Genomic DNA, 25,721 nt, shown 5'->3' on the forward strand with positions numbered 1-25,721 from the left:
CCTGATCATCAGTCCTGTTAATCGCCAGCAGCGCTGATGAAACCATTCATCAAAAACGTAAACGGTAATGTACTCTGTAAAGCACTCAATCCGGGACGCTCAGGCGATTCATGTCTATTGTCGATTCTCCACACGAATGTGTTGTTGTACCTGTAGGTAGTTCCCCACACGCTTCCTTATTCGGCCGTATCGGCAGGTATCCTGCTGACAGCCCCATCATATCCTGTTTTCCAACCAACGGGCCGGTAGTCGATTGCAAAAAAAAGTCGGCGATTGGCTTTGAGTGCAACGCCCGGCCGTTGTTGGGAAAACACCTGGGAATCCTATGTCCTCCAAGCAAGGACAGCTTCCTGTAACCTCCCCGAATCAGCTCATCAATCATTCACACATTCACATGAAGAAAATAGTTTACAAGGCTAAAAAGCAATGGCGTGCTCAAGGCTCCCTGCTGGCGGCCGCCCTGTTCGGCCTCTCGCTTTTTCCCGCACAGGCGCAGAACAACAACATCACCTTTAACGGCAAAGTGCTGGATCGCGGTACCAGGCTGCCGCTGGCCGGCGCTACGGTGCATATTAAAGGAACCACCCACGAAGTGGTGACCGATAACAAAGGCGAATTCCATTTCCTCACCGGGCAGCGACTGCCCGTAACCTATGTCGTTAGTTTTGTAGGCTACGAAACCTTTGAAGTTACCCAGACGGCCGACACCTTTTTCCCCATCAGCCTGCAGCAGACCAGCACCCAGCTCAATGACGTTGTGGTGGTGGGCTACGGCACCCAGGAAAGAAGAAACCTTATTGGCTCCATTACCAAGGTGAACCCGGCGGAAACCAAAAATATCCCTGCGGGCAGCTTCGACGCCCAGCTGCAGGGAAAGGTCACCGGCGTGCAGATCTCCAGCAATACCGGCGTACCCGGCGAAGCGGTGAACATCCGCGTACGCGGCGCCACCTCCATCAATGCCGACAACGACCCGCTCTACGTAGTGGACGGCGTGTTTATAAACAACACTTCCCTGCAGTCGATCGGTACCGGCGGTAAAGCCACCTCCCCCATTGCCGATATCAACCCGGCCGACATTGAAAGCATCGAGGTATTGAAAGACGCCGAATCCACCGCCCTGTACGGTGCCCGCGGCGCCAACGGCGTTATCTTAATTACCACCAAGCGCGGGAATTTCAACCAGCGCCCCACCGTCGCTATCAATTCCTCTTACGGTTGGGCAAAAGCGCAAAAGCTGTGGGACCTGACTACCGGCCCCGAACATGCGCAGCTGGTGAACGAGTGGTGGATCAATACCGGCAAGGACGATCCTTCCCTGAACCGCACCTCTGCCAACCGCCCGTTCCGCCCCGTATCGGAAGGCGGCCGCGGCCTGCCGGAAGAGCAGCAGACCTACGACCGCCTGGGCGAGGTGTTCCGTACGGCCAGCCTGCAGAACCACGACATCTCCCTGACCGGCGGTACCAAAACCACCCGCTACTATATCGGCGGCGGCTTCAACAAGCAGGAGGCCATCCTGCGTCCCATCGATTTCAGCCGCGCCAGCTTTAAAGTAAACCTCGACCAGAAGATCAACGAAAAGCTCAAAGTGGGCGTCAGCAACAGCTTTACCCGGGCATTCCGCAACCAGGCCCGGGCGGGCGACGGCCCCGCGGGCGGCCTGCTGCAGGCAGCCCTGCATACCCCCACCTACCTGTCGCCTTACAATGAACAGGGCGTGCTGGTGGGCCGGGCAGGCTTCGACAACGTAAGCCTGCTGATGAAGTATTACGACGTGCATTCCGTAAGCCTGCGCTATATCGGCAACCTGTATGCCGACGCGGAACTGCTGCCTAATTTGAAATTCCATTCCAGCTTCGGCGCCGATTATAATAACTACAACGAGTCGGAATACTGGAATAATTATTTGATTTCCGGAAGCCCTAATGGTTTGGCCACTTCTTCCATCGGTCAGTTCACCACCCTGCTGAACGAGCAGACGCTGCAGTACCGCAAGAAAGAAGGCCGCCACCAGTTCGGCGCCCTGGTGGGCAACACCCTGCAAAGCGATGTGTATACCCGCACCGGCGCGGAGGGCAGGGGCTTTGCCAACAACTCCTTCAAGCTGATCTCCTCGGCGGCCACTACCACCAGCTCGCAATCCTGGACGAAGAGCAGCCTCGCCTCCTTCTTCTCCAAGCTGGATTATAACTATGCCGGCAAATACCTGGTCGACTTCAGCATCCGCGCCGATGGTTCCTCCCGCTTCGGCAAGGACCACAAGTGGGGCTACTTCCCCGCCGTCGGCCTGGCCTGGAAAGTGGCCCAGGAAGATTTTCTGAAACAGGTGGACCACGTGAGCAACTTAAAGCTCCGCGCCAGCTACGGCCTCGTGGGCAACCAGAACGGCATCGGCGACTTTGCCGCCCTGGGCCTGTGGTCCGGCGGTACGCCCTACCAGGGCAGTGCCGGCACCGCCCCGCAGCAACTGGCCAACCAGGACCTGCGCTGGGAAAAAACCACCCAGTTCAACGCCGGCCTGGACCTGGGCCTGTTCCGCGACCGCGTGAACATCGAACTGAACGTATATGATAAATACACCCGCGACGGTTTGCTGCAGGTGTCGCAGCCCGCGACTTCCGGGTTCAGCAGCTACTGGAGCAACACGGCGGAGATCAGCAACAAGGGCTTCGAGTTCGTGCTGAATACCGCCAACGTCCGCACGGAAAGCTTTACCTGGAATACCTCCTTTAACGTTGCGCGCAACAAGAACCGCATCGAGAAGCTGAATGCGCCGCTGAAGTACGGCAGCCGCGACCTGATCCTGCAACAGGAAGGTTACCCGCTCTATTCCTTCTGGGTGTACAAACAATTATATGTCGATCCCCAAACCGGCAACGCCGTATACGAGGATGTGAACAAGGACGGCAAGATCACGGTGGACGACCGGCAGATCTACGGCAGCATCTGGCCGAAGTTTTTCGGCGGCCTGACCAACAACCTTTCCTATAAAGGCTTTGACGCCGGCCTGTTGCTGTCGTTCCAGTACGGCAACAAGATCTACAACCACAACCGGTTCTTCGGCGAGGGCGGCGGCGCCCGTGATGCGGCCCGCATCATTTTCGCCAGCAACCTCGATCGCTGGCAGCAGCCCGGTGACATCACCGACGTGCCCCGCCCCGACGGCGTGAACGTGAACAACTACCGCGACGGCGGCAGCCGCTGGCTGGAAGACGGATCGTTCCTGCGCCTGCGCTCATTGACCCTGGGCTATACCCTGCCCAAGGCCCTGACGCAGAAGGCCAGGATCGAGTCGGTACGCTTCTATGCCGTGGGCAGCAACCTGTTTACCTGGACCAAATACACCGGCCTCGACCCCGAGAGCAGCTCCAGCAGCGGCCAGAACGAGCAGGGCATCGACCTGGGTACGCCGCCGCAGCCCCGTGGCCTGCAGGTGGGCGTGAGCCTGACGCTCTAAGCAGCGCTATTCCCTATTCCAGACAGATAAAGCAAATCATCATGAAAATTCTGAACTACAGCATACTCTTCCTCATCGTTCTCGCTTTCAGCTCCTGCGGGAAATACCTGGAGGTGGAGCCCCGGGCTTCCCTCTCCGACGACCAGACCATCGTGGACAAGGCCTCCGCCGAAACCGCCCTCCGCGGCGTGTACAGCGCCCTGGCCGACGGCGGCTACTACGGCACCAGCTTCCAGTCGATCGGTTATTTATCGGGCGACAACGTCCAGTGGACCGGCTCGCAATCGCAGGTGCAGGAGTTTATCAACCACAAAGTGAATGCGGAGAACGCCACTATCAACACCGTGTGGATCGCCATCTACCGCACCATCAACCGCGCCAATAACGTCATCAAAAAAGTAAGCGAGGTAAGCGACGCTTCCTTCACCGCGGCGCAGCGGGCCCCGATCACCGGCGAGGCCTATTTCATCCGGGCCCTGGCCTATTTCGACCTGGCAAGGGTATGGGGCGGCGTTCCGCTGATCACCCAGCCCACCCGGGACCAGTCGGACAACGTGGGGGTGAAGAGGGCTACCGTAGAAGAAACTTTTTCCCAGGTATTGAAAGACCTCGATGCCGCCGAGCCCCTGCTGCCCAACACAGTGGACCGCTACCGGGCTACCCAGCGGACCGTATGGGCGCTGAAGGCCCGCTTTTACCTCTATCAGAAAAACTGGCAGAAGGCCGAAGAATATGCCTCCAAGCTGATTGGCGATGCCAGCTATAAGCTGCTGAAGCCGTACAGCGCCTTCTTTGCCGGCGACGTCCGCGGCACGCAGGAGTCGGTATTCGAGATTTTTTACAGCAGCGCCGAAACTAACGGGCACCGCAACCAGTGGCAGCCGCAGGAGAACGGCGGCACCCGCCAATGGGCGCCCGGCGACGCCTTCGTGGCCCTGGTGAACAATCCCCTGGTGGGCGGCAACCGCAGCGTGCTGGTGGCCAGGGACAAGCAAAACCGCTGGTACGGCACCCTGTACTACCGCAACCCCGCCACGGACCCTACCTACGTGATCCGCATAGCCGAACTCTACCTCATTCGCGCCGAAGCGCGGGCCCGCCAGGGCGCCACCCGCCTGGTGGAAGCGCTCAGCGACCTCAATGCCGTTCGCGACCGTGCCGGCCTGGTGCAGGCCGCGGCCACTACCCCTGAAGAGGCCCTGCTGGCCATCGAGCAGGAGCGCCGCCTGGAGTTCGCCTTCGAGCCGCACCGCTGGTTCGACCTGGTACGCACCGGCCGCGCCGCCGCCGTGCTGAACGTGACCGACCCCAACCGCCTGGTGCTGCCCATACCCGCCGAGCAACGCCTGATCGACAAAGCGCTGGACCAAAACCTGGGATATTAAACACGATTGTACACCTACTAATAACCGGACGTATGAGCCAACACAAAGAAGTTCCCCCGGCCCCGTGGCAGGGATACGAAAAGATCCTGTTCCGCTTTTTCTTTAGTTACTTCCTGCTCCAGGTCCTTCCCCTGGACCCGGGATTTTTTAAGCAGTTGTTCGCTATCAGCTGGGAAAGCCCCCATTACGGGGATATCTTTAACCTGACCCGGTATGCGCCTTCCTTCTTTCCCGGCCCCGACAGCTTTGCCAACTGGGGCGTGGTGGCCCTGGTGGCCCTGGCCGGTTCCACAGCCTGGACCCTGGCGGATAAAAAGAGCCGGGAATACAACTTATTGTACTACTGGCTGCGGGTGCTCGTTCGCTACCGCCTGGCCGTCGGCATCATCGGCTACGGCTTTATCAAGCTGTTCCCGCTGCAGGCGCCCTTTCCCTCCATCAGCAACCTGAATACGCACTACGGCGATTTCTCCGACTGGAAGGTGTTCTCGCTGAGCCTGGGCATCGTTCCCGGCTACGAATCCTTCCTCGGGCTGGTGGAGCTCATTGCCGGCCTGTTGCTGCTGTACCGCAAGACCGCCACCATCGGCGCATTCATCATCGTGGTGTTTACCGGCAACGTATTCCTATCCAACCTGGCCTACGAAGGCGGCGAGCATGTGTACAGCCTGTACCTGATCAGCCTTGCCCTGTTCGTGCTGGCCTTCGATGTTATTCGCTTATACGTGCTGTTCGGATTGGAGCGGCCGGTACTGCCCAACCGCTTCAAGCCCGTGTACCGGGAAAACTGGCAGCGGGCCGCCCGCCTGGGCGCCAAAGGCCTGTTTGTGTTCCTGTTCGTGTTCCTGTACGGGTTTACTACGTATTCGGGCTATCAAAACGATCCCTACCAGTTCCCCAGAGAGCAGGGACTGGCCGATGCCGCCGGCATTTACGATGTGAGCGAGTTCCGCATCAACAACCGGGTGCTGCCGTATTCGGCCACCGATTCCGTACGCTGGAAGGACGTGGTGTTTGAAAAATGGGCCACCCTCAGCATCCGTTCCAACCGCCCTGTGCAGTTGCAGCATGCTCCAAAAGAGGAAGTAGCGAAGAACGACAAAGACCGCATCTACGAGCTGGCCGGTTCGGCGGGCAGGCATTACTACCAATACCAGGTAGATTCCTCCAACAACCGGCTGCTGCTGGAAAACAAGAACCGGAACCATGCAGGTGAAAAGCTGGCGCTGCAGTTTACCCGCACCGGCAACGACCAGATCGTCCTGGATGGCGTGAACGAACGCAATGATTCGATCCACGTGGTGCTGAACCGCCTGCCGAAAAAGTACCTGCTGCTGGAAGCCGCCGCCGGCCGCCGCCAGTCGCTGAAGTTATAAGCCTTCTCCAAAACTGTAAACCTCCAAAAAAACTGATCATGACTACCCTCATAAATCCCCAGCTGTTACAGGATACCCGCCTGCACGAGGAATCCCTGGTCCGTGCCGGCCAGGAACGCAAACAGCCGCCGGCTGAATGGAAAGGCTGGCAGAAGGTGCTGTTCCGCATCGCCTTCGTGTTCTTCGTGTTCCTATCCCTGCCCACGGACGCCAGCTGGTACACCGGCCTGGCTTCCATTGACTGGACCAGCCTGCACTACCGCGACCTCTACGACCTGGCCCGCTTCTCCTCGGGCTTCAGCTTTGTCGGCAATACCATCCTTGGCAATTCGCTCCTCGGCTATGCCAACTGGATCATTACCCTGTTCGTGGCTACCCTGGCCGGGCTGGTATGGACCGCCCTGGACCGCAAGCGTCCCGGGTACAATACCCTTTATTACTGGCTGCGGGTGATCGTACGCTACCGTGCCGGCATCGGCATCATCGGCTTCGGCTTTACCAAGCTGTTCCCGGTGCAGATGCCTTATCCTTCGGAAGGCCTGCTGAATACTGATTTCGGCGACTTCACCGCGCAAAAGATCTACTGGCTGTCCATTGGCATCGTGCCCTGGTACCAGGTGTTTGCCGGTATCGTGGAAAACCTGGCCGGCGCCCTGCTGTTCTTCCGCCGCACCACCTTGCTGGGTTCCGTGCTGCTGTTCGGTGCCCTGGGCGATATCGTGTACGTAAACTTCGCCTACGACGGCGGCGTGCACGGCTACAGCTCTTATTTCGTGCTGCTGGCCGCCTTCCTGATGATCCAGGACATTCCGAAGTTGTACAACCTCTTTATCCGCGAACGCTACACCGTTCCGGTGAATTTTTATCCCAGGTTGGAAGGGTGGCTGCGCTGGACCCGCGTGGGCCTGAAATCGCTGACCATTTTCCTGTTCCTGGTGGTGCTGTTCTACCTGCAATTCATCAACTTCCGCTACGACCCTTACAAGCAGCCTTCGGGCAAGGGCGTAACCGCGCTGCGGGGCTTTTACAACGTAACGGAATTCCGCTTGAACAACCAGGTGATCCCTTACTCGCCCCGGGATACCGTGCGCTGGCAGGAGGCGACCTTTGAAAAATGGTCGACCCTCACCTTTAAGGTGAACAAGCCCGTGCAGCTCGACCTCTCCAATGGCGGCGGCGCGCCGATGCGCGATATCAACCGCACCTTCGAGCTGACCGGCGTGGCCGGCGGACAACGGGTGTTTTATTATGATGCCGATACCGTCAACGGTGTACTGTACCTGCAGGACAAGAATACCGCCGGCCTGCGTCCGCGCCGCAACGGCAACGGCCGTGGCGAAACCGCTAAGAAACCCGCCCATAAGGAAAAGCAAAAATCCTGGATGCCCGATTCCTCCCTAGCGCATATCAGCAACGAGGATGCCCGCATCGACGACCGTGCCCGCTCCGCCCGGCGTACCGAAGGCATCGCCAAAGAATCGAAGGAAACCCTCAGGCGCAACCGGATGGTGCTGCACTACAGCACCGCCGACGGCTCGCGGGTGATCCTGAGGGGCATCAACGAAAACCGTGATTCCATTTACGTGGTGCTGGACCGGGCCGATAAGAAATACACCCTGTCGAAAAGCACGCTGGTCGCCGGCCGCTATTGAGCCAGCTGTCAAAAGTTAAATACGGACGAAAAAAGTACAGTAATGAACATTGGGAAAACAGAATATGATGCGGTGGTGGTGGGTTCGGGACCCAATGGGCTGGCGGCCGCCATTACGTTGCAGCAGGCCGGGCTTTCCGTGCTGCTGATCGAGGGAAAGGACGAACTGGGCGGGGGCCTGTCCACGCAGGAACTGACCCTGCCGGGCTTTTTGCACGACACCTGTTCCGCCATCCACCCGATGGCGGCGGGCTCGCCCTTTTTCAAAAACCTGCCCCTGGACGAGCACGGCCTCGAATTCGTGTACCCGGCGGTAGCCGCCGCCCACCCCTTTGACGAAGGCTATGCCGCCGTGCTCAAAGGATCGGTGGAGGAAACGGCCCGCCTGCTGGGAAGCGATGCGCCCGTGTACCGCCGGCTCCTGCAGGAAGTGACGCAGGACTGGCCCCGCATTGCCGACGACGTGCTCGCCCCCCTGCATCTTCCCAAAGAACCCCTGGCGATGGCCCGCTTCGGGCTGAAGGCCGTGCGTTCCGCCCTGGGCCTGTCCCAACGCTTTCACACCCGCGAAGCCAAAGGCTTATGGGCCGGCATGGCGGCGCACTCCATTCAACCGCTTTCCAATGCCGCCACTTCGGCCATCGGGCTGGTGCTGCTGGCCGTAGGGCATTTGCAGGGATGGCCCGTGCCCGTTGGCGGGTCGCGCTCTATTGCGCAGGCACTGGCTTCATATTTCGTTTCGCTGGGCGGGGTCATCGAAACCGGCTTCTGGGTGGAGTCGCTGCGCCAGCTTCCTTCCGCAAAAACAGTATTGTTCGACGTTACGCCCCGGCAGCTGCTGCAGATCGCCGGCTACCGCTTTTCCCGCCTCTACCAGTGGCAACTGGAACGCTACCGGTACGGCATGGGCGTATTTAAGGTCGACTGGGCCCTGGACGACGCCATCCCCTTTACGGCTGCCGCCTGCCGCCATGCCGGCACCGTGCACCTGGGGAATACCATCGAAGAAATTGCCGCCGGCGAGCAGGCCGCCGCCGAAGGCCGCCTGCCCGAGCGGCCCTTTGTGCTGCTGGCCCAGCAAAGCCTTTTCGACGCCACCCGCGCGCCCGAAGGCAAACATACGGCCTGGGCCTACTGCCATGTGCCCAACGGGTCCACCGCCGACATGACCGACGCCATCGAACGGCAGGTGGAGCGCTTTGCCCCCGGCTTCCGCGACCGCATCATCGGCCGCCATACCATGAACACCGCGCAGATGGAGACCCACAACCCCAATTATATCGGGGGCGATATCAATGGCGGTATCATCGACCTGGGACAGCTGTTTACACGGCCGGCCCTGCGTTATTCGCCCTACCGCACCTCCGCCAAAGGACTGTATATCTGCTCGTCCTCCACGCCTCCCGGCGGGGGCGTGCACGGCATGTGCGGCTACCATGCCGCCCGCCAGGCATTAAAAGACATTTTTCACACACAACCAAACAGCGTATATGCAACAAACCGCAGAAAAAATCATCCAGCCATCGCCCCTTAAACAAGAGGTCGCGCCCCCGCCTCCCGCATCGAAATTCGCGCTGCACGAGGACTGGGTGGTCGTTATCCTGGGCTTCCTCATCATCGGCCTCTCCCTCTGGGGCCTCGTGCTCCCCGTTCCTTCCTTTGGATGGAAGAATGCCGGCGAATTGAGCCAGAAAGTACTGACCGCTTCCAACCTGGGCACCATCGGCCTGCAATTTTTATTCGTCTTTGCCGTGGCCGTCCTCGGCGCCCGACTGACCGGCAAGCCGGTGAAATCGAACGTCCTGGTGTTCCCGGTAGTTTATGTATTAACGATCGTGGCCCTGGTCATCGCCGGCAATGCCACCCTCAAAGGGCTGAACCTGGAAGCCGTGATCTTCAGCCTGGTCATCGGCCTGCTGATCGGCAATACGGTCCGCCTGCCCGGGTGGTTCCGGGCCGCCCTTTCCACCGAACTCTATGTCAAGATCGGCCTGGTGCTGCTGGGCACCGGCGTCATCTTCACCGATATTTTAAAAGCCGGCGCCCTCGGCCTCGTACAGGCCCTGGTAGTGGTGTTGTCGGTCTGGTATTTCGCCTTCTGGGTGTGCAAGAAGCTGAAGGTGGACGACGAGCTGCGCATGATGATCGCCAGCGCCGTTTCCATCTGCGGCGTATCGGCCGCCATCGCTACTTCGGGCGCCATCAAGGGTGATTCCAAAAAGCTGTCCTACGTGATCTCCATGGTATTGATCACCGCCATTCCCATGATGATCTTCATGCCCCTTATTGCCAACTATTTCCATTTCCCGGAAGCCGTCACCGGCGCCTGGCTGGGCGGCAGCATCGACACCACGGGAGCCGTAGTGGCCTCGGGAACGCTGGTAGGAGAAGAGGCCCTGAAGATCAGCACCATCGTGAAGTTCTCGCAGAACGTGTTGCTGGGACTGGCCGCCTTCGCCATCTCCATTTACTGGACCTATACGCAGCATTCCGGTGGGGAGCATACCGACAAGAAGCCTACGCTGAAAGTGATCTGGGAACGCTTTCCCAAATTCGTCCTGGGCTTTGTGGCTGCCTCGCTGCTGTTCTCGTTCGTCATTTCGCCCGCCACCACGGCAACGGTGAAGGACAGCCTCAAAAACCTGCAGGGGCTTTGGTTTGCGCTGGCCTTTACCAGCATCGGCCTGGAAACGAATTTTGCGGACCTGTTCCGGCAAAACAGCAAGAAGCCGCTGTATGCGTTTTTGATCGCCCAGTTGTTTAATATTTTTATTACCCTGGTCATTGCTTACTTCCTGTTTTCCTAAACGCCGATGCTCCTGATACCTTCTATTTTTTCCGTCCCCTTGCGAACCGGTTCAGCGGTGGTGCTGGCAGCGCTGGTGGCCTGTACGGATAGCCCTCCCCGGAAGGCCGCCCTGCCCGCGCCGCCAACCGTTCCGCAAGCGAATGTTTCAACCTACAGCTATCAAACACCCGAAGGGTGCGAAGGCTGGCCGGGGCAGTTTGGTTTCGGGCGGCGGGCCCATGCCGATAAGGTGGCGGCGATTGATATCGATGTACGTCCCGACGGCAAAGGACTGCCCTCCGGGCGGGGCACCGTGGCGGAAGGCCGCCAGGTGTACCAGCTGAAATGCGCCCCCTGTCATGGCGTCAACGGCGTGGACGGTCCCTACAACCACCTGGTGTACACCGACACCTCCGACGCCAAGGCTATTGGCAACTATTGGCCGTATGCCACCACGCTGTTCGACTACATCCGCAGGGCCATGCCGTTTACGGCGCCCGGCTCCCTGACCAACGCGGAGGTCTATAACGTGACGGCCTACCTGCTGCACGCCAATAAGCTGATTGATTCCACCGACGTCCTCGATGCCCGGACCCTGCCCCTGGTAGCCATGCCGGCCCGGAAATTATTTGTGCCGGACGACCGCAAGGGCGGTCCCGAGATCCGGTAAACCCTTCTTTTATGCACGATCATTCCACCGAAAATAAGAATGCCCCCGACGGGGGCAAAAAGCTCAGCCGCCGGTTCGTGATCGGCGGCCTGGCGGCCACGGCGGCCGCCGTTTTTTTGAAGCGCGCCTCCGGCCAGGTGGTCCAGGCCGGGCTGCCCAAAAATTCCCCGCTCCTGCAGGATCCCACGAAGGTGCTGGGCCCCCTGCCCAGCGCCCTGGGCAACCGCTCGCCTTTTGAAAAGCCCCTGCGTAAGCCCTCGGATACCTCTTCGCGCACCCCTTTGCAGGACCTGTACGGCACCATCACGCCTTCCGACCTGCACTACGAGCGGCACCATGGCGGCATTCCCGCCATCGACCCGCACCGCTACGAGCTGGTCATTCACGGCATGGTGAAGCGGCCCACCGTGTTCACCCTGGCCGACCTGAAACGCTTTCCTTCCCTGTCGCGGATCTTTTTCCTGGAATGTTCCGGGAATTACCGCGGCGGCAAGGAGGAGCTGACGCCGCAGGACATTTGCGGCCTCACCAGCCAGAGCGAGTGGACGGGCGTGCTGCTGTCCACCCTGTTCCGCGAGGTCGGCATCCACCCGAAGGCCACCTGGTTTCTGGCCGAAGGGTCCGACGCGGCGGTGATGACCCGGAGTATCCCCGTCAGCAAGGGCCTTGAGGACGGCATGATCGCCTATGCGCAAAACGGCGAGGCCCTGCGTCCTGCCCAGGGCTACCCGGCCCGGCTGGTGCTGCCCGGCTGGGAAGGCAATACCTGCGTCAAATGGATCCGCCGCATCGAGGTGTCGGACCAGCCCTTTATGACCCGCGAAGAGACGTCCAAATACACCGAGCAGGTCAACGGAAACGTCCGGCAATTCAGCTTTGTGATGGATGCCCGTTCCATCATCACCTTCCCTGCCTATCCTTCGGTCATTGAAAAGGGATGGGTGGAGATCCGCGGCATTGCCTGGAGCGGCCGCGGGCGGGTGAGCCGGGTGGAAGTGAGCACCGATGCGGGCAAAACCTGGTGGCCGGCGCAGCTGCAGGAGCCCGTGCTGGATAAGGCGCATGTGGCGTTCCGTTATCTGTGGCAGTGGAACGGGAGCGAAACGGAGATCATGAGCCGGGCCGTGGATGAAACCGGTTATGTGCAGCCTTTTTTGAAGCAGCTGAAGGAGGCCCGCGGCAGCGATATGGGCGGCTACCACCTCAATCCTATCACCGCCTGGCAGATCAAACGCGACGGCCGTGTGCTGATGCGTCCCGAAAAGCTCCGGTAATTATTTGATGATAATACAGGTAATAAGGTGATTATAGAAGGGATTCTGGGCCGGAATATGGGTAGCACTCATACTTTTTGGGAAACGCAATGGAACCCTTTATGGGGCGGCCATCCGTAAAATAGTGCTGTTTGTCATTATGTGTCAATGGACTGATGCAATTTGCACCAGAATTTCCAGTTTCATTGCAACCAAAACTAACGCTTGTGGGCCCTAAGGGGCCCATTAAGTTTTTAGGAACCTGGAAAGCTTAATACATCTTATCCGCCTCCTCTTCATTCAGCTCCAGTTCGCCGTGATGTACCGCCAGGCAGCGCCGGTATTTCTCTACCAGCATCTCCCGTAACAGTTCCGGTTCGTGCACCCTGATCCTGTCCAGCCCGTATGCCAGGAAGCCCACCAATTCCCGGCCGATGGTGCAGTGCAGGTGCAGCATATAGTTGCCGTTCGGCAAGGGCTCCCACTTCTGGGAGGCATGCCAGTAATAACGCATCCACGACTGGGCATAGTTGGCCGTGAATTCTATTTGAATCCGGTGCATGGTGCCGTCCTTCGGGTCCGATATGCCGAACACGACCTGCTTTTGCTTTTCGTAGTCGGGCAGCAGGTTTTTGCGGTTAAAGGTTTTGTTGGTCAGCAGGAACTTCGTTCCCCGGTCCACAGCGAACAGCATCAGCCGGCCCTGTTCGTCCAGTCCCGAAATGAAGGCCCTGCCCAGGTGAAAGACCAGTTCCATGGGATGGATCGGCAACGGGAAAGGATCCGGCGGCAGATGGATGTTGGCCGGGTTGATGGCAAGGGCTTCAATGACAATGGTGCGCTTGTTGTGCAGGGCCCAGATGTACTCTTCTACCTGCCGGTGCTCCGCTTCGTCGTAAATGTGCTGGAAATAATTGGTCCGGTGCAGGTACAGCTCATAGGTATCGATATATTGCTGGTACTTGCTTTTCGACAGCTCTTTATAGAAGATCTTTTCAAACTTCTCAATGGAAGACTTTCGGTTTTTGATCAGGCCGGGAGGGGCGAAGCACTTCAGCAGGTAGAAGGAAGTGATGTCGAACTGCGAGATCACTTCCTCGGCTTCTTCGTACTCCAGCTTCCAGGTTTTGCGGTTCTTTTCATCGTTGAACTCCACCACGTTCTCGCCTTCGGCGATCTGCAACGACTTCAGCTGGTTCAGGTCGCGGTACAGCTGGCGGTCGCTCACTTCGATACCTGCTCCCCGGGCCCACTTCGAAATGATTTCGATGGTGACGGGGCCACGGCGCAGCCGGTTATAGATACGAATCAGGCGTTCCAGGTGAGCAGACATGCTGCAAGTAAAATAACGGCGGTTCAATTAGATGCCAAAAGTGTGCAATGATTAGGTGGTTCCGGTGTTTGGCCTTAAGTATTCTAGCTGTAAATACTTACGCGGCTTCCAAAGCGGGAAACTCCCTATTATTGCATTACCTTAATTCTCCGCACATGAAACCCGGAACAAAGTTCATCCATGCCGGCATGAAGCCCGACCCTTCCACCGGCGCCATTATGACGCCCATTTACCAGACCTCCACCTTTGTGCAGGCCGCTCCCGGTGAGCACAAGGGCTACGAATATGCCCGTTCGCAAAACCCCACCCGTACGGCCCTGGAAGAGGCGCTGGCCCAGATTGAGAACGGCCGCTACGGACTGGCCTTCAGCAGTGGGGTGGCCGCTACCGACGCGGTGCTGCGGCTGCTGGTGCCGGGCGACGAGGTAATTGCCGGCCGCGACCTGTACGGGGGCACCTACCGCCTGTTCACCAAGGTGTTCGAACGCATCGGCATCCGGTTTCATTTCGTGGACATGAGCGACGTTACCAACGTGGCGTCCCTGCTCAACGACCGGACAAAGCTTATCTGGGTCGAAACCCCTACCAATCCCCTGATGAACATCGCGGACATTGCGGCCATTGCCTCCCTGGCCCGCGAACGCAAGGCGCTGCTGTGCGTGGACAACACCTTTGCGTCACCCTACCTGCAAAACCCCCTCGACCTGGGCGCCGACCTGGTGCTCCACTCCTCGACCAAGTACCTCGGCGGTCATAGCGACGTGATCCAGGGCGCCCTGATGCTGAATGATGGGGGCTTGCGGGAACAACTGTATTTTATCCAGAAAAGCTGCGGCGCCGTGCCGGGCCCGATGGATTGCTTTTTGGTGATGCGGGGCATTAAAACCCTGCACGTGCGGATGCAGCGCCACTGCGAGAACGGCGAGAAGATTGCCCACTTCCTGCGGAACCACCCCAAGGTAGCGCAGGTGTACTGGTGCGGTTTCGAGGACCACCCGGGTTATGCGGTGGCCCGCAAGCAGATGCGCGGCTTTGGCGGCATGATGAGCTTTACCCTCAAGGACGACAGCGTCGAGAATGCACGGCGGGTACTCTCCTCCACCCACCTGTTTGCCCTGGCCGAAAGCCTGGGGGGCGTGGAATCGCTGATCAACCACCCCGCCTCCATGACCCATGCCTCCATTCCCCGCGAAGAGCGCCTCAAAAACGGCCTGTCCGACTCCCTCATCCGCCTGAGCGTCGGCATCGAAGACGCCGACGACCTGATGGAGGATTTGAACCAGGCCATCGGGTGAGGAGGGAATTGGTTAATTGGTTCATTGGTTCATTGGGATATTAGGAAGGGGGTAGCCGCATTAATTCATTCAATTCGTAAATAATGACTCGGGTAAAGCATCTATTTCTTTTACTACTGGCCGCTATGGGCTTTACTTCTGTCTTTGGGCAGGAGACAAAGGTGTACCTGGTGCCTACCCTGCTGACCCTGCACCAGACCAACAAACAATACTCCTACGATTCGTTGCGGGCCGTGATCGGGCGGGCCCGCCCCGATGTAGTGGCCGTAGAGATCCGCCCCGAGGACATGGAGGCCGACTCGGCCTACTTCCGCCGCAACTATTCTTATGAAATGTGGATGGTGAAATACTGGTTCCCCTCCATTATTGTAAAAGGCATGGACTGGCTGGGCGACGACATCGCCGGCAAACCCATTCCCTACCGCTACTGGCAGGACGTGTCGCGGATCAAATACCTGCAGCGCCGCCTGGAGATCGACGAGGCGTACAGCGCCAAGCTGAAAAACTGCCAGCTATACGACGAGCAGCGCATGAGCTATTTCCGCTTCGGCACCCTGAAAAACATTTTCCGCAGCACCACCGACATTCTTACCAAATCCTACTTCGACTGCCTCCATGGCCAGCTCCAGGGCAGCGATTACGAAGAGCTGACCCGCTATTACGATAAACGCAACGCCACCATCCGGCAGAACGTCACCAATCTCATCAACGATAACAAGGGAAAGAATATCGTAGTGCTCACCGGCTATGACCGCTACCCCTATTTACTGGACCACCTGCGCCGCCAGGGGATCAAGGTGATGCAGCCGTAACCTGATGCTATTTTCACTTTAGTTGACCGGGAAACGGAAGCCCGCAGGGCTTCACTGTGAATAGCCCCGGGTGAAACCCGGGGTCAGCGGTATTGCACCACCACAACCCCAACGGGGTTGATTGTGGAACCCACAGCAAACGGACAACCCGGGATCGGAAAGGTTTTCCGAAGCATCCTTCTGGGTGGAAAACTGTTATAAATCGAACAGGACACAATCAACCCCTTCAGGGTTGTCGTGATAAACCTCGGCCGTCCCCGGGTTGCACCCGGGGCTATTCACAGTGAAGCCCTGCGGGCTTCTCCGGCTTTACATAAGTCTTTCCTCATCAGCAAAAGATGTGTCGTAAAGGTAACCATCTGGAAGAGGGGTGAGGCCCTACTTTTCCTTAAATGCCTTCGGCGTCAGGCCGAACTTCGACTTGAAGACCGTGGAAAAATAGGCCGGCGAGGAAAAGCCCACTTTGTAGGCGATCTCGCTGATGGTGGTGGCTTCGTGTTGTAGCAGGTATTTGGCCTTTTGCAGGCGGGTATTCAGGATGTAGTCGTTTACGTTGATGTTCATCAGGGCTTTGACCTTTCGGTACAGCTGTACCCGGGAAAGGTTCAGGGCTTTGCAGATGTCTTCCACGGTAAAGTCTTCGTTCGAGAGGTTGCTTTCCACCAGGCTGGCGAATTCGTTCAGGAACTTGCGGTCGGGCTTGCTGACCGTTTGCGTTTTCAGGGAGGCGGAGAGGTCGCCGGTAAAATGCTCCTTCAGGCGGGCCCGGTTCGCCAGCAGGCTGTGGACCGACTGCAGCAGGAACTGTACGTTGAAGGGCTTCGTAATGTAGGCGTCCGCTCCCTTCTTCATGCCTTCGATCTGCTGTTCCACGCTGGTCTTGGCCGTCAGCAGCAGCACCGGGATGTGCGAGGTGCGGATATCGTTTTTAAAAATCTGGGTCAGGGCCATGCCGTCCTTGCCGGGGATGACCACGTCGCAGATGATCAGGTCGGGGATGTTGTCAAAAGCCTGTTGCAGGCCCGATTGGCTATCAGCGGCTTCCAGCACTTCGTAGGCTTCCCGCAGGCGGCCGGCCACGAAGCCCCGCAGGTCGGCATTGTCCTCGATGATCAGTACGGTTTGCTCTTTTTCTTTCAGGGGGCCTTCGGCGGGTTCGGGCGATGCGGGTTGGGGAATGAGGTCGGCGGTGTAGATCTTTTCCTGTTCGTATACCACCGTCGGGGCGGCAGGAGTGGGCATTCGTTCCTGCTCTTCCAGGTGAGCATGGCCCAGGGGCAGGCGTATGGAGAAGGTGGTGCCTTTCCTCTTTTCGCTGGAAACGCTGATGCTGCCGCCGTGCAGTTGGATCAGCTCTTTCGAAAGGGCCAGGCCCAGGCCCGAGCCTTTATAGTTTTCGTAATCGCCCTGGTAAAACACTTCAAAGGCATGTTCGAGGGCCTCCGGCGACATGCCCACCCCGTTGTCCTCCACTTTTACCAGGGCCTCGGTGCCTTCCTCGTTTTTACTGACGTACATATGGATAAAGCCGCCGTCACCGGTAAACTTGAAGGCATTGGACAGCAGGTTGAAGAGGACCTTGTCGAGCATGGTGGCATCGAACCAGAGGGGGAGTTGGCGTTCGCCGGTGATCAGCCGCAGGTCGATGTTGCGCTTGTGGGCGATGCTTTTATACTGCTGCACGATCTCTGCCGCAAAGCTGACCAGGTCGGCTTCCGAGGCGCGGAGCTGCATTTTGGCCGCTTCGATCTTTCGGAAGTCCATCAGTTGGTTTACCAGCCGCAGCAGGCGCAGCACGTTCTTCTGAATGAGCGAAAGGCTTTGGTGGGCGGCGTACTGGGTTTTGGTTTTCTCCAGCAGCTCCTCCAGGGGGCCCAGGATCAGGGTCAGCGGGGTGCGGAACTCGTGGGAGATGTTGGTAAAAAAAGCCACCTTGGCCTCGTTGGCCGCCTGGGCGCGGGCCGACATTTCCTCCAGCTGGTCCTTCTGGTCCGAGATCTCCTGGTTGCGCAGGTGCAGCTGGCGGTTGATGCGGCGGTTCTGGTTCATGGAGTAGAAGGCGATGGCACCCAGGGCCAGCACCAGCAGGAGCGAGAAGGCCAGCACGTACAGCAGGGTGCGCTGGCTGTTGTAGATGCGCCGCTGTTCGGTCAGCATCTGCTGCTGGCGTTCGATGTCGTGCTGCTGGCTGCCGATCTTGCCGGCCTGCAACTGCATCAGCCGTACGTTGGAGGAGTCGATGACGGTAGTCTGCAGCAGGTTTTCCTTGGGAACGCTTTCTTTATGGAGCAGTTTGAGGGCCAGGCGGACGGCTTCCTCGCCGCCGGTGGGGTACAGCATGGTGGCGGTGAGCACGTTGCCGGCCACGAATTCCATGCCTGCTTCCGGTCCCGGCAGCCCGTCCACACCGATAATATAAGGTTTGCTCCCCGTGCCCCTGCTTTGAAACACTTCGTAGGCGTCCCGGGCCATCATGTCGTTATGGGCGAATACCAGCGATACGCCGGGATGCTGCGGCAGGGCGGCGGCCAGTTCGCGGCGGGCCTCCCGGGGCAGCCACTGGCCGTTGAGCTGCCGCACCACCTGCAGGCCGGGATGGCCCTTGAGGGCGTCCGTAAATCCCCGGTGCCGTTCGATGGCGGGGGAGGACCGGGGCAGGCCGGTGATCTCGATGATCGTACCCTTTCCGTTGAGCAGGTTAGCGGCGTACTGGCCGGCCATTTTCCCGATCTGGTAGTTGTCGCCGCCCACGTAGGCGGTATACAGGGGCGTGGAGATCTTGCGGTCCACCACGATGACGGGGATGCCTTTTTTATAGGCCTCTTCCACTACCGGGGTGAGCGGGTCGGCTTCGTTGGGCGAAATGATCAGCACGTCGGGCCGTTGCCGCAGCAGCTCCTTCAGTTGGGCTACCTGCCGGCGGCTGTCGCCCCCGGCCTGGCGGTACAGCAGGGAAATGTTGGGGTGGAAGGAAAGCTCGCGCTTCATTTCTTCCAGCATGGTCTTCCGCCACAGGTCCGATTCGATGCATTGCGAAAAGGCAATGATGTAGGGCTTGGGACGGGAAATGGAACAGGCCGGGAACAGGCCCGCCAGCAGGAAGGCATAGAGCACCCGCAGCAGGAAACGGTAGTGTCGTATTGTCAGCAATGGCAGCGGCATCGTTAAGCGGAAGATTTTAAGAATAGGGCAATAGGCAAGGTACGCCGATTCGGCTTCTTGTTTTCAAATATAGAGCGTTGCGTTTTGTCCGGTTTTATGGGCACCACGGGCCGGCCATCTTTTTAGCCTTTTGCCGGAAACGATTTTAAAAAGGCGGGATACAAATTTGAAAGCAGGGGTATTTATGGTAATCATATGAAATTTGAAATCTGCTGATTTATAGGTGTTTGTGAATTTTTTTGTCGATATCGCCGGAAAATAAGTTTTTGAAACAGGACACCCGGGTCTTTTCGGGCGGCGGATGGGATGTTTGCCGAAACATTGCTGCCGTATGAACAAAAGATTGCTGCTCCCCCGGAGCTTTCTCCCCCGCCCGGGATGTTTCCCCTGCGCCCCTCCTGCTGCCTTTATTTCAGGCGTCGCTCCCTTATATGGTTTATTGTTTGTAGTGGGTCTTTTTTACCAAAGCCTTTTCCCCGCACCAGTGACCCATGTTCATTGACCTATCTTTCATTACACAAAATCTTGCTATATGACTTGCGATGCCGTATGCTATGGTGAAATTCTTTGGGACGTCCTTCCCGGCAAAGCCCTTCCCGGCGGCGCTCCCATGAATGTCGCTTACCACCTGAAAAAGCTGGGCGCCCACCCGGCGCTGATCTCCCGTGCCGGCAACGACGCCTGGGGCGAAAAGCTGATACATGTCCTTTCCGATAGCGGTCTTCCTACGGATTACGTGCAGACCGACGACCGGCACCCGACCGGCCTGGTCAATGCCTCCGTCGGGGACCATAACGAAGTGACCTACGAGATCGTGCAGCCCGTTGCCTGGGACTTTATTGATTGGCAGCCATCCTTCCCCGCCCTGCTGGCCGGGGCCGAATACTTCATCTTCGGCAGCCTCACCTCCCGCAGCGCGGCCTCCCGCCACACCTTATTCCGCCTGTTGGAAAATGCCCGGACGAAGGTGCTGGACATTAACCTGCGGCCGCCCCACTTCCAGCGCAGCGGCGTGGAGGCGCTGTTGGAAAAAGCCGATATCCTGAAAATGAACGAGTCGGAGCTGCAGCTCCTCTCCGGCTGGTACCACAGCCATCTAACCCCCGAAGCGGGCATGCGGCTGCTGCAGGACCGGTTCCATCTTCAGACAATCATTGTCACCATGGGCGGCGAAGGCGCCCAGGTACTGGATGGCGGCACCCTGCACCGCCACCCGGGTTACCCGGTGCAGGTATCCGATACTATTGGCAGCGGCGACGCCTTCCTGGCCGGCTTCCTGTACCACCGCTCCCGCGGCGCTTCCGTGGCGCAGTCCCTGGCCTTTGCCTGCGGGCTGGGCGCCCTCGTCGCCACTTATCCCGGCGCCTGCCCCGACTACCCTTTATCCGCCCTTACCCAGTTAATGAATGTCCCTTCCCCGTAGCAAAACAAACCACCTATAACGATTAAACAAACGATTATGCGTCCACTTGTCTATGTATGTTCTGCCCTGCTGCTGTCACTGGCGGCACAGGCGCAGGAAAAAAAAGTGACGGGCACCGTCACCAGCAAAACGGATAACAAGCCTATTCCCAATGCCACCGTCAAGGTAAAAGGAGGCGCCGCCGCCACCCAGACCAATGCCGCAGGCAGTTTCACCCTCACCGTTCCCTACGACTCCAGCACCGTGGTGGTGTCCAACATCGGTTTCGAAACCGTGGAAGCCCCCGCCACCGGCACCACCAGCCTCTCCTTTTCGCTCAGCCCCCTGCCCCTTTCCCTGAACCAGGTGGTGGTGACCGGCTACACCGCCCAGCGCAAGGTAGACCTGACCGGGGCCGTAGCCGTGGTGGCCCTGGCTGAAGTAAAAGACATTCCTGCCGGCAACCCCATGCGGGCGCTGCAGGGACGGGTACCCGGCCTGTACGTGGAAGCAAGCGGCCAGCCCAACGGCGGCAACAGCCGCGTGCTGGTGCGCGGCCTCAACACCCTGGGCGACCCCAACCCGCTCTATATCATTGACGGCGTGCCCACCAAGCGGCCCGAAGTGTTTGCCAGCCTCAACCCCGGCTCCATTGCCTCGGTGCAGGTGCTGAAAGACGCTTCCGCCGCCTCCATCTATGGCGCCCGTGCCTCCAACGGCGTGATCATCGTCACCACCAGGGACGGCAAGGGCCGGGGCGGCGCCGAGAAGGTGAGCGTGCAATTCAATTCCAACGTGTCGGTGCAGACCGAAAAGCCCTGGCGCGAAAACGTGCTGACAGCCGAAGAGCGCGGACGGGCCCTCTGGCAGGGAGCCGTGAACGACCAGCGCGCCCTGGCCCCCGCCGACCGCAAGGGTCCCAATAACACCCTCTACACCTACGACTGGAACGGCGACTACAACAACCCGGTCCTGAACAAGGTCAATGTCGTTCCTTTTGTGGGCGGCGATCCCCTGCAGCCCGCCGGCAATACCGACTGGCAGGCCGAAGCCTATGAAAAAGCCATTGTTACCCAGCAGGACCTGACCCTGACCGCCGGCACCGGCCGCAGCAGCCTGCTTATCAACCTGGGCTATTTCAAAAACACCGGCATGCTGAAGTACACGGATTTCGAACGCTACAGCGCCCGCATCAACGCCTACACTTCTTTCCTGAACAACAAGGTGAAGATCGGCGAGAACCTGCTGGTGGCGAAAACCGGTCAGAAGCTGCAGGTAAACGACCTGGGCGGCGTGCCCACCACCGAGCTGGCCGTGACCCTGGCGCCCACCCTGCCCGTCTTCCGTACCGACGGCACCTATGCCGGTCCCATCGGCGCCGGTTATTCGGACCGCAACAACCCGGTGCACATGCAATACCTCAACCGCTGGGACAAGAACAACCTGCTGACCGGCTTCGGGAACGTGTATGCCGAAGTGACGCCGGTCAAAAACCTGGTACTGCGGACCAGCCTGGGCGTAGACTTCCAGGATGCGCTGACCAAGGACCTGGAACCCGCCTTCGTGGAAGGCTTCCTGAGCCGCAGCATCAACAGCCTGACGCAGCAGCAAACCAAAAGGCTCGGCCTCACCTGGACCAATACCGCCAACTACCAGCTCGAGACCGGCGACCACCGCCTCGGCCTGCTGGCCGGCACCGAAGCCATCCGTGAAGACATGCAGTCGTTCGGCGCTTTCCGCGAAGGCTTCGCCATCGAAGACGAGAATTATTACACCCTGGATGCCGGCACCGGCCGCAGCACCAACAACGGCCAGGAATCGGGCTACCGCCTGTTCTCCCTGTTCGGAAAGGTCAACTACGGCTATTCCGACCGCTACCTGGCCTCCGCCACCCTCCGCCGCGACGGCTCTTCGCGCTTCGGCTCGCAAAACCAGTACGGCATCTTCCCCTCCCTTACCCTGGGCTGGCGCATCAACAACGAAGAATTTTTCAAGAACCTCCGCAGCGTTTCCAACCTGAAGCTGCGGGCCGGCGTCGGCCGCGTGGGCAACCAGGAGATCGGCGACGTGGCCCGCTTTGGCCTGTACAAACCCAACTACGGCACCCTGTACAACAATGGTGTGGGCTTCCCCGGCCAGTGGCTGAACGTAGGCACCGCCTACGACCTGGCCGGCGCCAACCAGGGCACCCTGCCCTCGGGCTATGTGCAGATCCAGGGCGAGAACCAGAACCTTAAATGGGAATCGACCGGCGAGGTGAACGTGGGAGTGGACTTCGGCTTCCTGAACGAAAAGATCGCCGGCTCGTTCGACTACTTTGCCCGCAAGACCAGCGACATCCTCCTGCAGCCGCCGGTAGCCGGGGCCGTAGGCGAAGGCCGCCTGAAGTACCTGAACGGTGCTACCAAGAGCAATAAAGGCTGGGAGCTGTTATTGAGCTACGCCAGCAAGTTCCAGGGTATTAACTACAGCATCACGGCCAATGCCGCCCAGTTCCGGGACCGCATCACCGAGCTGCCCGAAGAAGTACGGACCGCTTATCCCGGCAACGTGGAAAAATCCATCGTAGGCCAGTCGCAGCTCGCCGTATTCGGCTACCGCACCGACGGCATCTTTCAAAGCCAGGACGAGGTGGAAAAGCATGCCGCCCAGACCGGCAAGGGCATCGGCCGCATCCGCTACAAGGACCTGAACGGCGACAATAAGATCGACGCCCTGGACCAGGACTGGCTGGGCACGCTTCTGCCGAAGCTGGAATACGGCCTACGCCTGGACCTGGATTATAAAAACTTCGACCTGTCGATCTTCGGTTCCGGAGTGGCCGGCAAAACCGGGTACGACCCCGCCAAACAGTTCAATTCGTTCCTGTCGGTAAACCAGAACAACGGGCCCGGCGTGCTGCATGCGTGGACGCCCCAGAACACCGGTTCCAAAACGCCCATGCTGTCGCTGGTGAATGCCAATGACGAATACCGCACCTCCGACTTCTTTATGGTCAACGGCTCCTATTTCCGCCTGCGCAACGTGCAGCTGGGCTATGCGCTGCCCAAGGCACTCATCTCTAAGGCTAAAATGGAATCCCTGCGCCTCTATGTCATCGGCCAGAACCTGTTTGTCCTGAAAAACAAGGAATACACCGGCAAGGACCCCGAGCGCATCGGCGGGTTTGCCAACTGGCCCCAGCCCACCACTTATACCCTGGGCCTGAACGTAACCTTTTAACCTGCAACTCCCCAAAGACAAAAAGCTCATGAAACATACCGCATTGAAACTATTCGTGGCGTCGGCGCTTCTCCTCTCCGCCGGCTGCAAAAAATACCTCGATTATACCCCCAAAGGCACCCTGTCGGAAGACCAGCTTTCCGCGCCTGATAAAGTGGACGGCCTGGTGACGGCCGCCTATGCCGCCATCGGCAACGATTTCTGGGACGGCCCCATCACCAGCATGTGGGTGTACGGAAGCGTGCGCTCCGATGACGCCTACAAAGGCGGCGGCAGCGTGTCGGACGTGGGCGAATACAACAACCTCGAGCAGTACAACCTGACCACCCCCACCAACAACGGCAGCACTACGGGCTTTCCCAACACCTGGACCCGGGCCTTTGCCGCCATTTCCCGCGCCAACTTCGCCCTGCAAAAGCTGAACAACCTCACCGACGCCCAGATGCCGGCAAGAGCCGTCCGCCAGGGGGAGGCCCGCTTCCTGCGGGGGCACATGCACTTCCTGCTGAAGGTGCTGTTCAAGTACGTGCCCTATATCGATGAGAGCCTGTCGGAAGAGCAGATCCTGAAAACCTCCAACCGCCAGTACACCAACGACCAGCTGTGGAACAAGATCGCCGAGGACTTCCAGTTTGCCATCGACCACCTGCCCGAAACGCAGCCAGAAGCGGGCCGGGCCAACAAGCTGGCCGCCAAGGCCTACCTGGCCAAGCTGCGGCTGTACCAGGCCTACGAGCAGGACGAAAAGCACAACGTAGTCGCCATCAATAAAAATCGGTTGAGCGAGGTCGTGAGCCTCACCTCCGACGTGATCAATTCCGGCAAGTATGGCCTGAACGACGACTTTGCCAAAAATTTCCTCTATGGCTTCGACAACAGCCGCGAGTCGGTTTTTGCCGTCCAGTACTCCATCAACGACGGCACCCAGATCGGGAGGCTGAGCATGTCCACCAGTCTCAATTACAGCCTGGCGCCGCAGTACGGCTGCTGCTGGTTCCACATTCCTTCGCAGAACATGGTGAACGCCTTCAAGACCGACGCCAACGGTCTGCCGCTCTTCGACACCTACAACGAGGTGGCCCTGACCGACGCCCAGCTGACCGCCGGCGGCGCTTCGGTGGATCCCCGCCTGGACCATACCGTAGGCGTACAGGGGCATCCCTTCAAGTACAATTCCTCCATTTTGTACAACCATAGCTGGGAGCGGATCCCCGAGTTGTACGGCGGCTTCGGCAACATGAAGGAACAACAGGAAGCCACCAGCGCGGGCTTTAAAAAGATAGGCCCCTTCTACGGCAGTGCGGCCAACATGGATGTGATCCGCTATGCCGACGTGCTGCTGATGAAGGCTGAAGCCCTGATCGAGCTGGACCGTCCGGCTGAGGCCCTGCCGCTGATCAATGAAGTGCGGCGCCGCGCCAAGGGCAGCACCCAGCGCACCCGCCTGGCCAACGGCTCCGCCCCCTCGAACTACCTGGTGAACGAGTATGCCGGCGGCGCTGCCTGGACAAAGGACTATGCCCGCAAGGCCCTCCGCTACGAGCGGCGGATGGAGTTCGCCATGGAAAGTCCCCGCTTCTTCGACCTGGTACGCTGGGGCATAGCGGCGGAAACCCTGAACGCCTACCTGGCGAAGGAAAAGACCCGCCGCACCTACCTGTCGGCGGCCGGCTTTACCAAGAACCGCGACGAATACCTGCCCATTCCGCAAAAAGAGATCGATTACACCAAAGGCTTATACCAACAAAACGCAGGTTATTAACCACGCGCTAAAAACAGAACCTATGTATGTAGAAACAAAAAACAGCGTGGCAATGGCCGCAGCGGGCCCGGAAGCCGCTGTCACGGGCTACGCGGTACGCATCTCGCTGATCGCTGCTTTGGGCGGCTTCCTCTTCGGCTTTGAAACGGC

General features: G+C 59.0%; 15 protein-coding genes. 13 read left to right on the plus strand and 2 right to left on the minus strand.

What is annotated here, in order from left to right; genetic code table 11:
• The first annotated feature begins 394 nt into the window (after positions 1–394).
• Genes V9K67_RS22445 through soxC form a run of 8 tightly spaced genes read left to right on the plus strand, consistent with a single transcriptional unit; the run spans position 395 to position 12,604 of the window.
• A complete protein-coding gene (locus V9K67_RS22445) occupies positions 395–3,460 on the plus strand; it encodes a SusC/RagA family TonB-linked outer membrane protein (protein ID WP_336726469.1) in 3,066 nt (1,021 codons plus the stop codon).
• Positions 3,461–3,501: 41 nt separating this feature from the next.
• The gene (locus V9K67_RS22450; RefSeq protein WP_336726471.1) at positions 3,502–4,845 is read left to right on the plus strand and encodes a RagB/SusD family nutrient uptake outer membrane protein; all 1,344 of its coding nucleotides are present in this window, start codon (positions 3,502–3,504) and stop codon (positions 4,843–4,845) included.
• A gap of 32 nt (positions 4,846–4,877) precedes the next feature.
• Entirely contained in the window at positions 4,878–6,221 is a 1,344-nt protein-coding gene (locus V9K67_RS22455; protein WP_336726473.1) for a DoxX family protein, read from the plus strand.
• A 38-nt stretch (positions 6,222–6,259) separates the two neighbouring features.
• Positions 6,260–7,873, plus strand: a complete 1,614-nt coding sequence (locus tag V9K67_RS22460) for a hypothetical protein (protein WP_336726475.1) — start codon at positions 6,260–6,262, stop codon at positions 7,871–7,873.
• 42 nt (positions 7,874–7,915) lie between these two features.
• On the plus strand, positions 7,916–9,406 hold the full coding sequence (locus tag V9K67_RS22465) for a phytoene desaturase family protein (protein ID WP_336726477.1): 1,491 nt from the start codon (positions 7,916–7,918) through the stop codon (positions 9,404–9,406).
• The gene (locus V9K67_RS22470) at positions 9,363–10,679 is read left to right on the plus strand and encodes a YeiH family protein (RefSeq protein ID WP_336726479.1); all 1,317 of its coding nucleotides are present in this window, start codon (positions 9,363–9,365) and stop codon (positions 10,677–10,679) included. The genes V9K67_RS22465 and V9K67_RS22470 overlap by 44 nt, the downstream gene beginning before the upstream one ends.
• 39 nt (positions 10,680–10,718) lie before the next feature.
• Positions 10,719–11,330 carry a c-type cytochrome gene (locus V9K67_RS22475; protein ID WP_336726481.1) on the plus strand — a complete coding sequence of 204 codons (612 nt, stop codon included), beginning with the start codon at positions 10,719–10,721 and terminating at the stop codon, positions 11,328–11,330.
• 11 nt (positions 11,331–11,341) lie between these two features.
• The gene (gene soxC, locus V9K67_RS22480; RefSeq protein WP_336726483.1) at positions 11,342–12,604 is read left to right on the plus strand and encodes a sulfite dehydrogenase; all 1,263 of its coding nucleotides are present in this window, start codon (positions 11,342–11,344) and stop codon (positions 12,602–12,604) included.
• A 250-nt stretch (positions 12,605–12,854) separates the two neighbouring features.
• Here soxC and V9K67_RS22485 read toward each other — a convergent pair whose 3' ends face one another.
• Positions 12,855–13,916: a helix-turn-helix transcriptional regulator gene (locus V9K67_RS22485; RefSeq protein WP_336726485.1), complete on the minus strand. Its 1,062-nt coding sequence runs from the start codon at positions 13,914–13,916 to the stop codon at positions 12,855–12,857.
• 155 nt (positions 13,917–14,071) lie between these two features.
• Between V9K67_RS22485 and V9K67_RS22490 the strand changes: the two genes are divergently transcribed.
• Positions 14,072–15,211: a cystathionine gamma-synthase gene (locus tag V9K67_RS22490; RefSeq protein WP_336726487.1), complete on the plus strand. Its 1,140-nt coding sequence runs from the start codon at positions 14,072–14,074 to the stop codon at positions 15,209–15,211.
• A 125-nt stretch (positions 15,212–15,336) separates the two neighbouring features.
• Positions 15,337–16,023 (plus strand): hypothetical protein, encoded by a 687-nt coding sequence (locus V9K67_RS22495; protein WP_336726488.1) that lies wholly within the window; start codon positions 15,337–15,339, stop codon positions 16,021–16,023.
• A 378-nt stretch (positions 16,024–16,401) separates the two neighbouring features.
• On the opposite strand, the gene V9K67_RS22500 is transcribed toward V9K67_RS22495, so the two are convergent.
• The gene (locus V9K67_RS22500) at positions 16,402–19,173 is read right to left on the minus strand and encodes a hybrid sensor histidine kinase/response regulator transcription factor (RefSeq protein ID WP_336726490.1); all 2,772 of its coding nucleotides are present in this window, start codon (positions 19,171–19,173) and stop codon (positions 16,402–16,404) included.
• A gap of 544 nt (positions 19,174–19,717) precedes the next feature.
• Between V9K67_RS22500 and V9K67_RS22505 the strand changes: the two genes are divergently transcribed.
• Genes V9K67_RS22505 through V9K67_RS22515 form a run of 3 tightly spaced genes read left to right on the plus strand, consistent with a single transcriptional unit; the run spans position 19,718 to position 25,571 of the window.
• The gene (locus V9K67_RS22505; RefSeq protein WP_336726492.1) at positions 19,718–20,608 is read left to right on the plus strand and encodes a carbohydrate kinase family protein; all 891 of its coding nucleotides are present in this window, start codon (positions 19,718–19,720) and stop codon (positions 20,606–20,608) included.
• Between the two features lie 36 nt (positions 20,609–20,644).
• Positions 20,645–23,809: a SusC/RagA family TonB-linked outer membrane protein gene (locus V9K67_RS22510; protein ID WP_336726494.1), complete on the plus strand. Its 3,165-nt coding sequence runs from the start codon at positions 20,645–20,647 to the stop codon at positions 23,807–23,809.
• A gap of 28 nt (positions 23,810–23,837) precedes the next feature.
• The gene (locus V9K67_RS22515; protein WP_336726496.1) at positions 23,838–25,571 is read left to right on the plus strand and encodes a RagB/SusD family nutrient uptake outer membrane protein; all 1,734 of its coding nucleotides are present in this window, start codon (positions 23,838–23,840) and stop codon (positions 25,569–25,571) included.
• Positions 25,572–25,721: the final 150 nt, after the last annotated feature.

The organism is Huijunlia imazamoxiresistens (assembly GCF_037132455.1).
Classification (GTDB): domain Bacteria; phylum Bacteroidota; class Bacteroidia; order Chitinophagales; family Chitinophagaceae; genus Flavisolibacter; species Flavisolibacter imazamoxiresistens.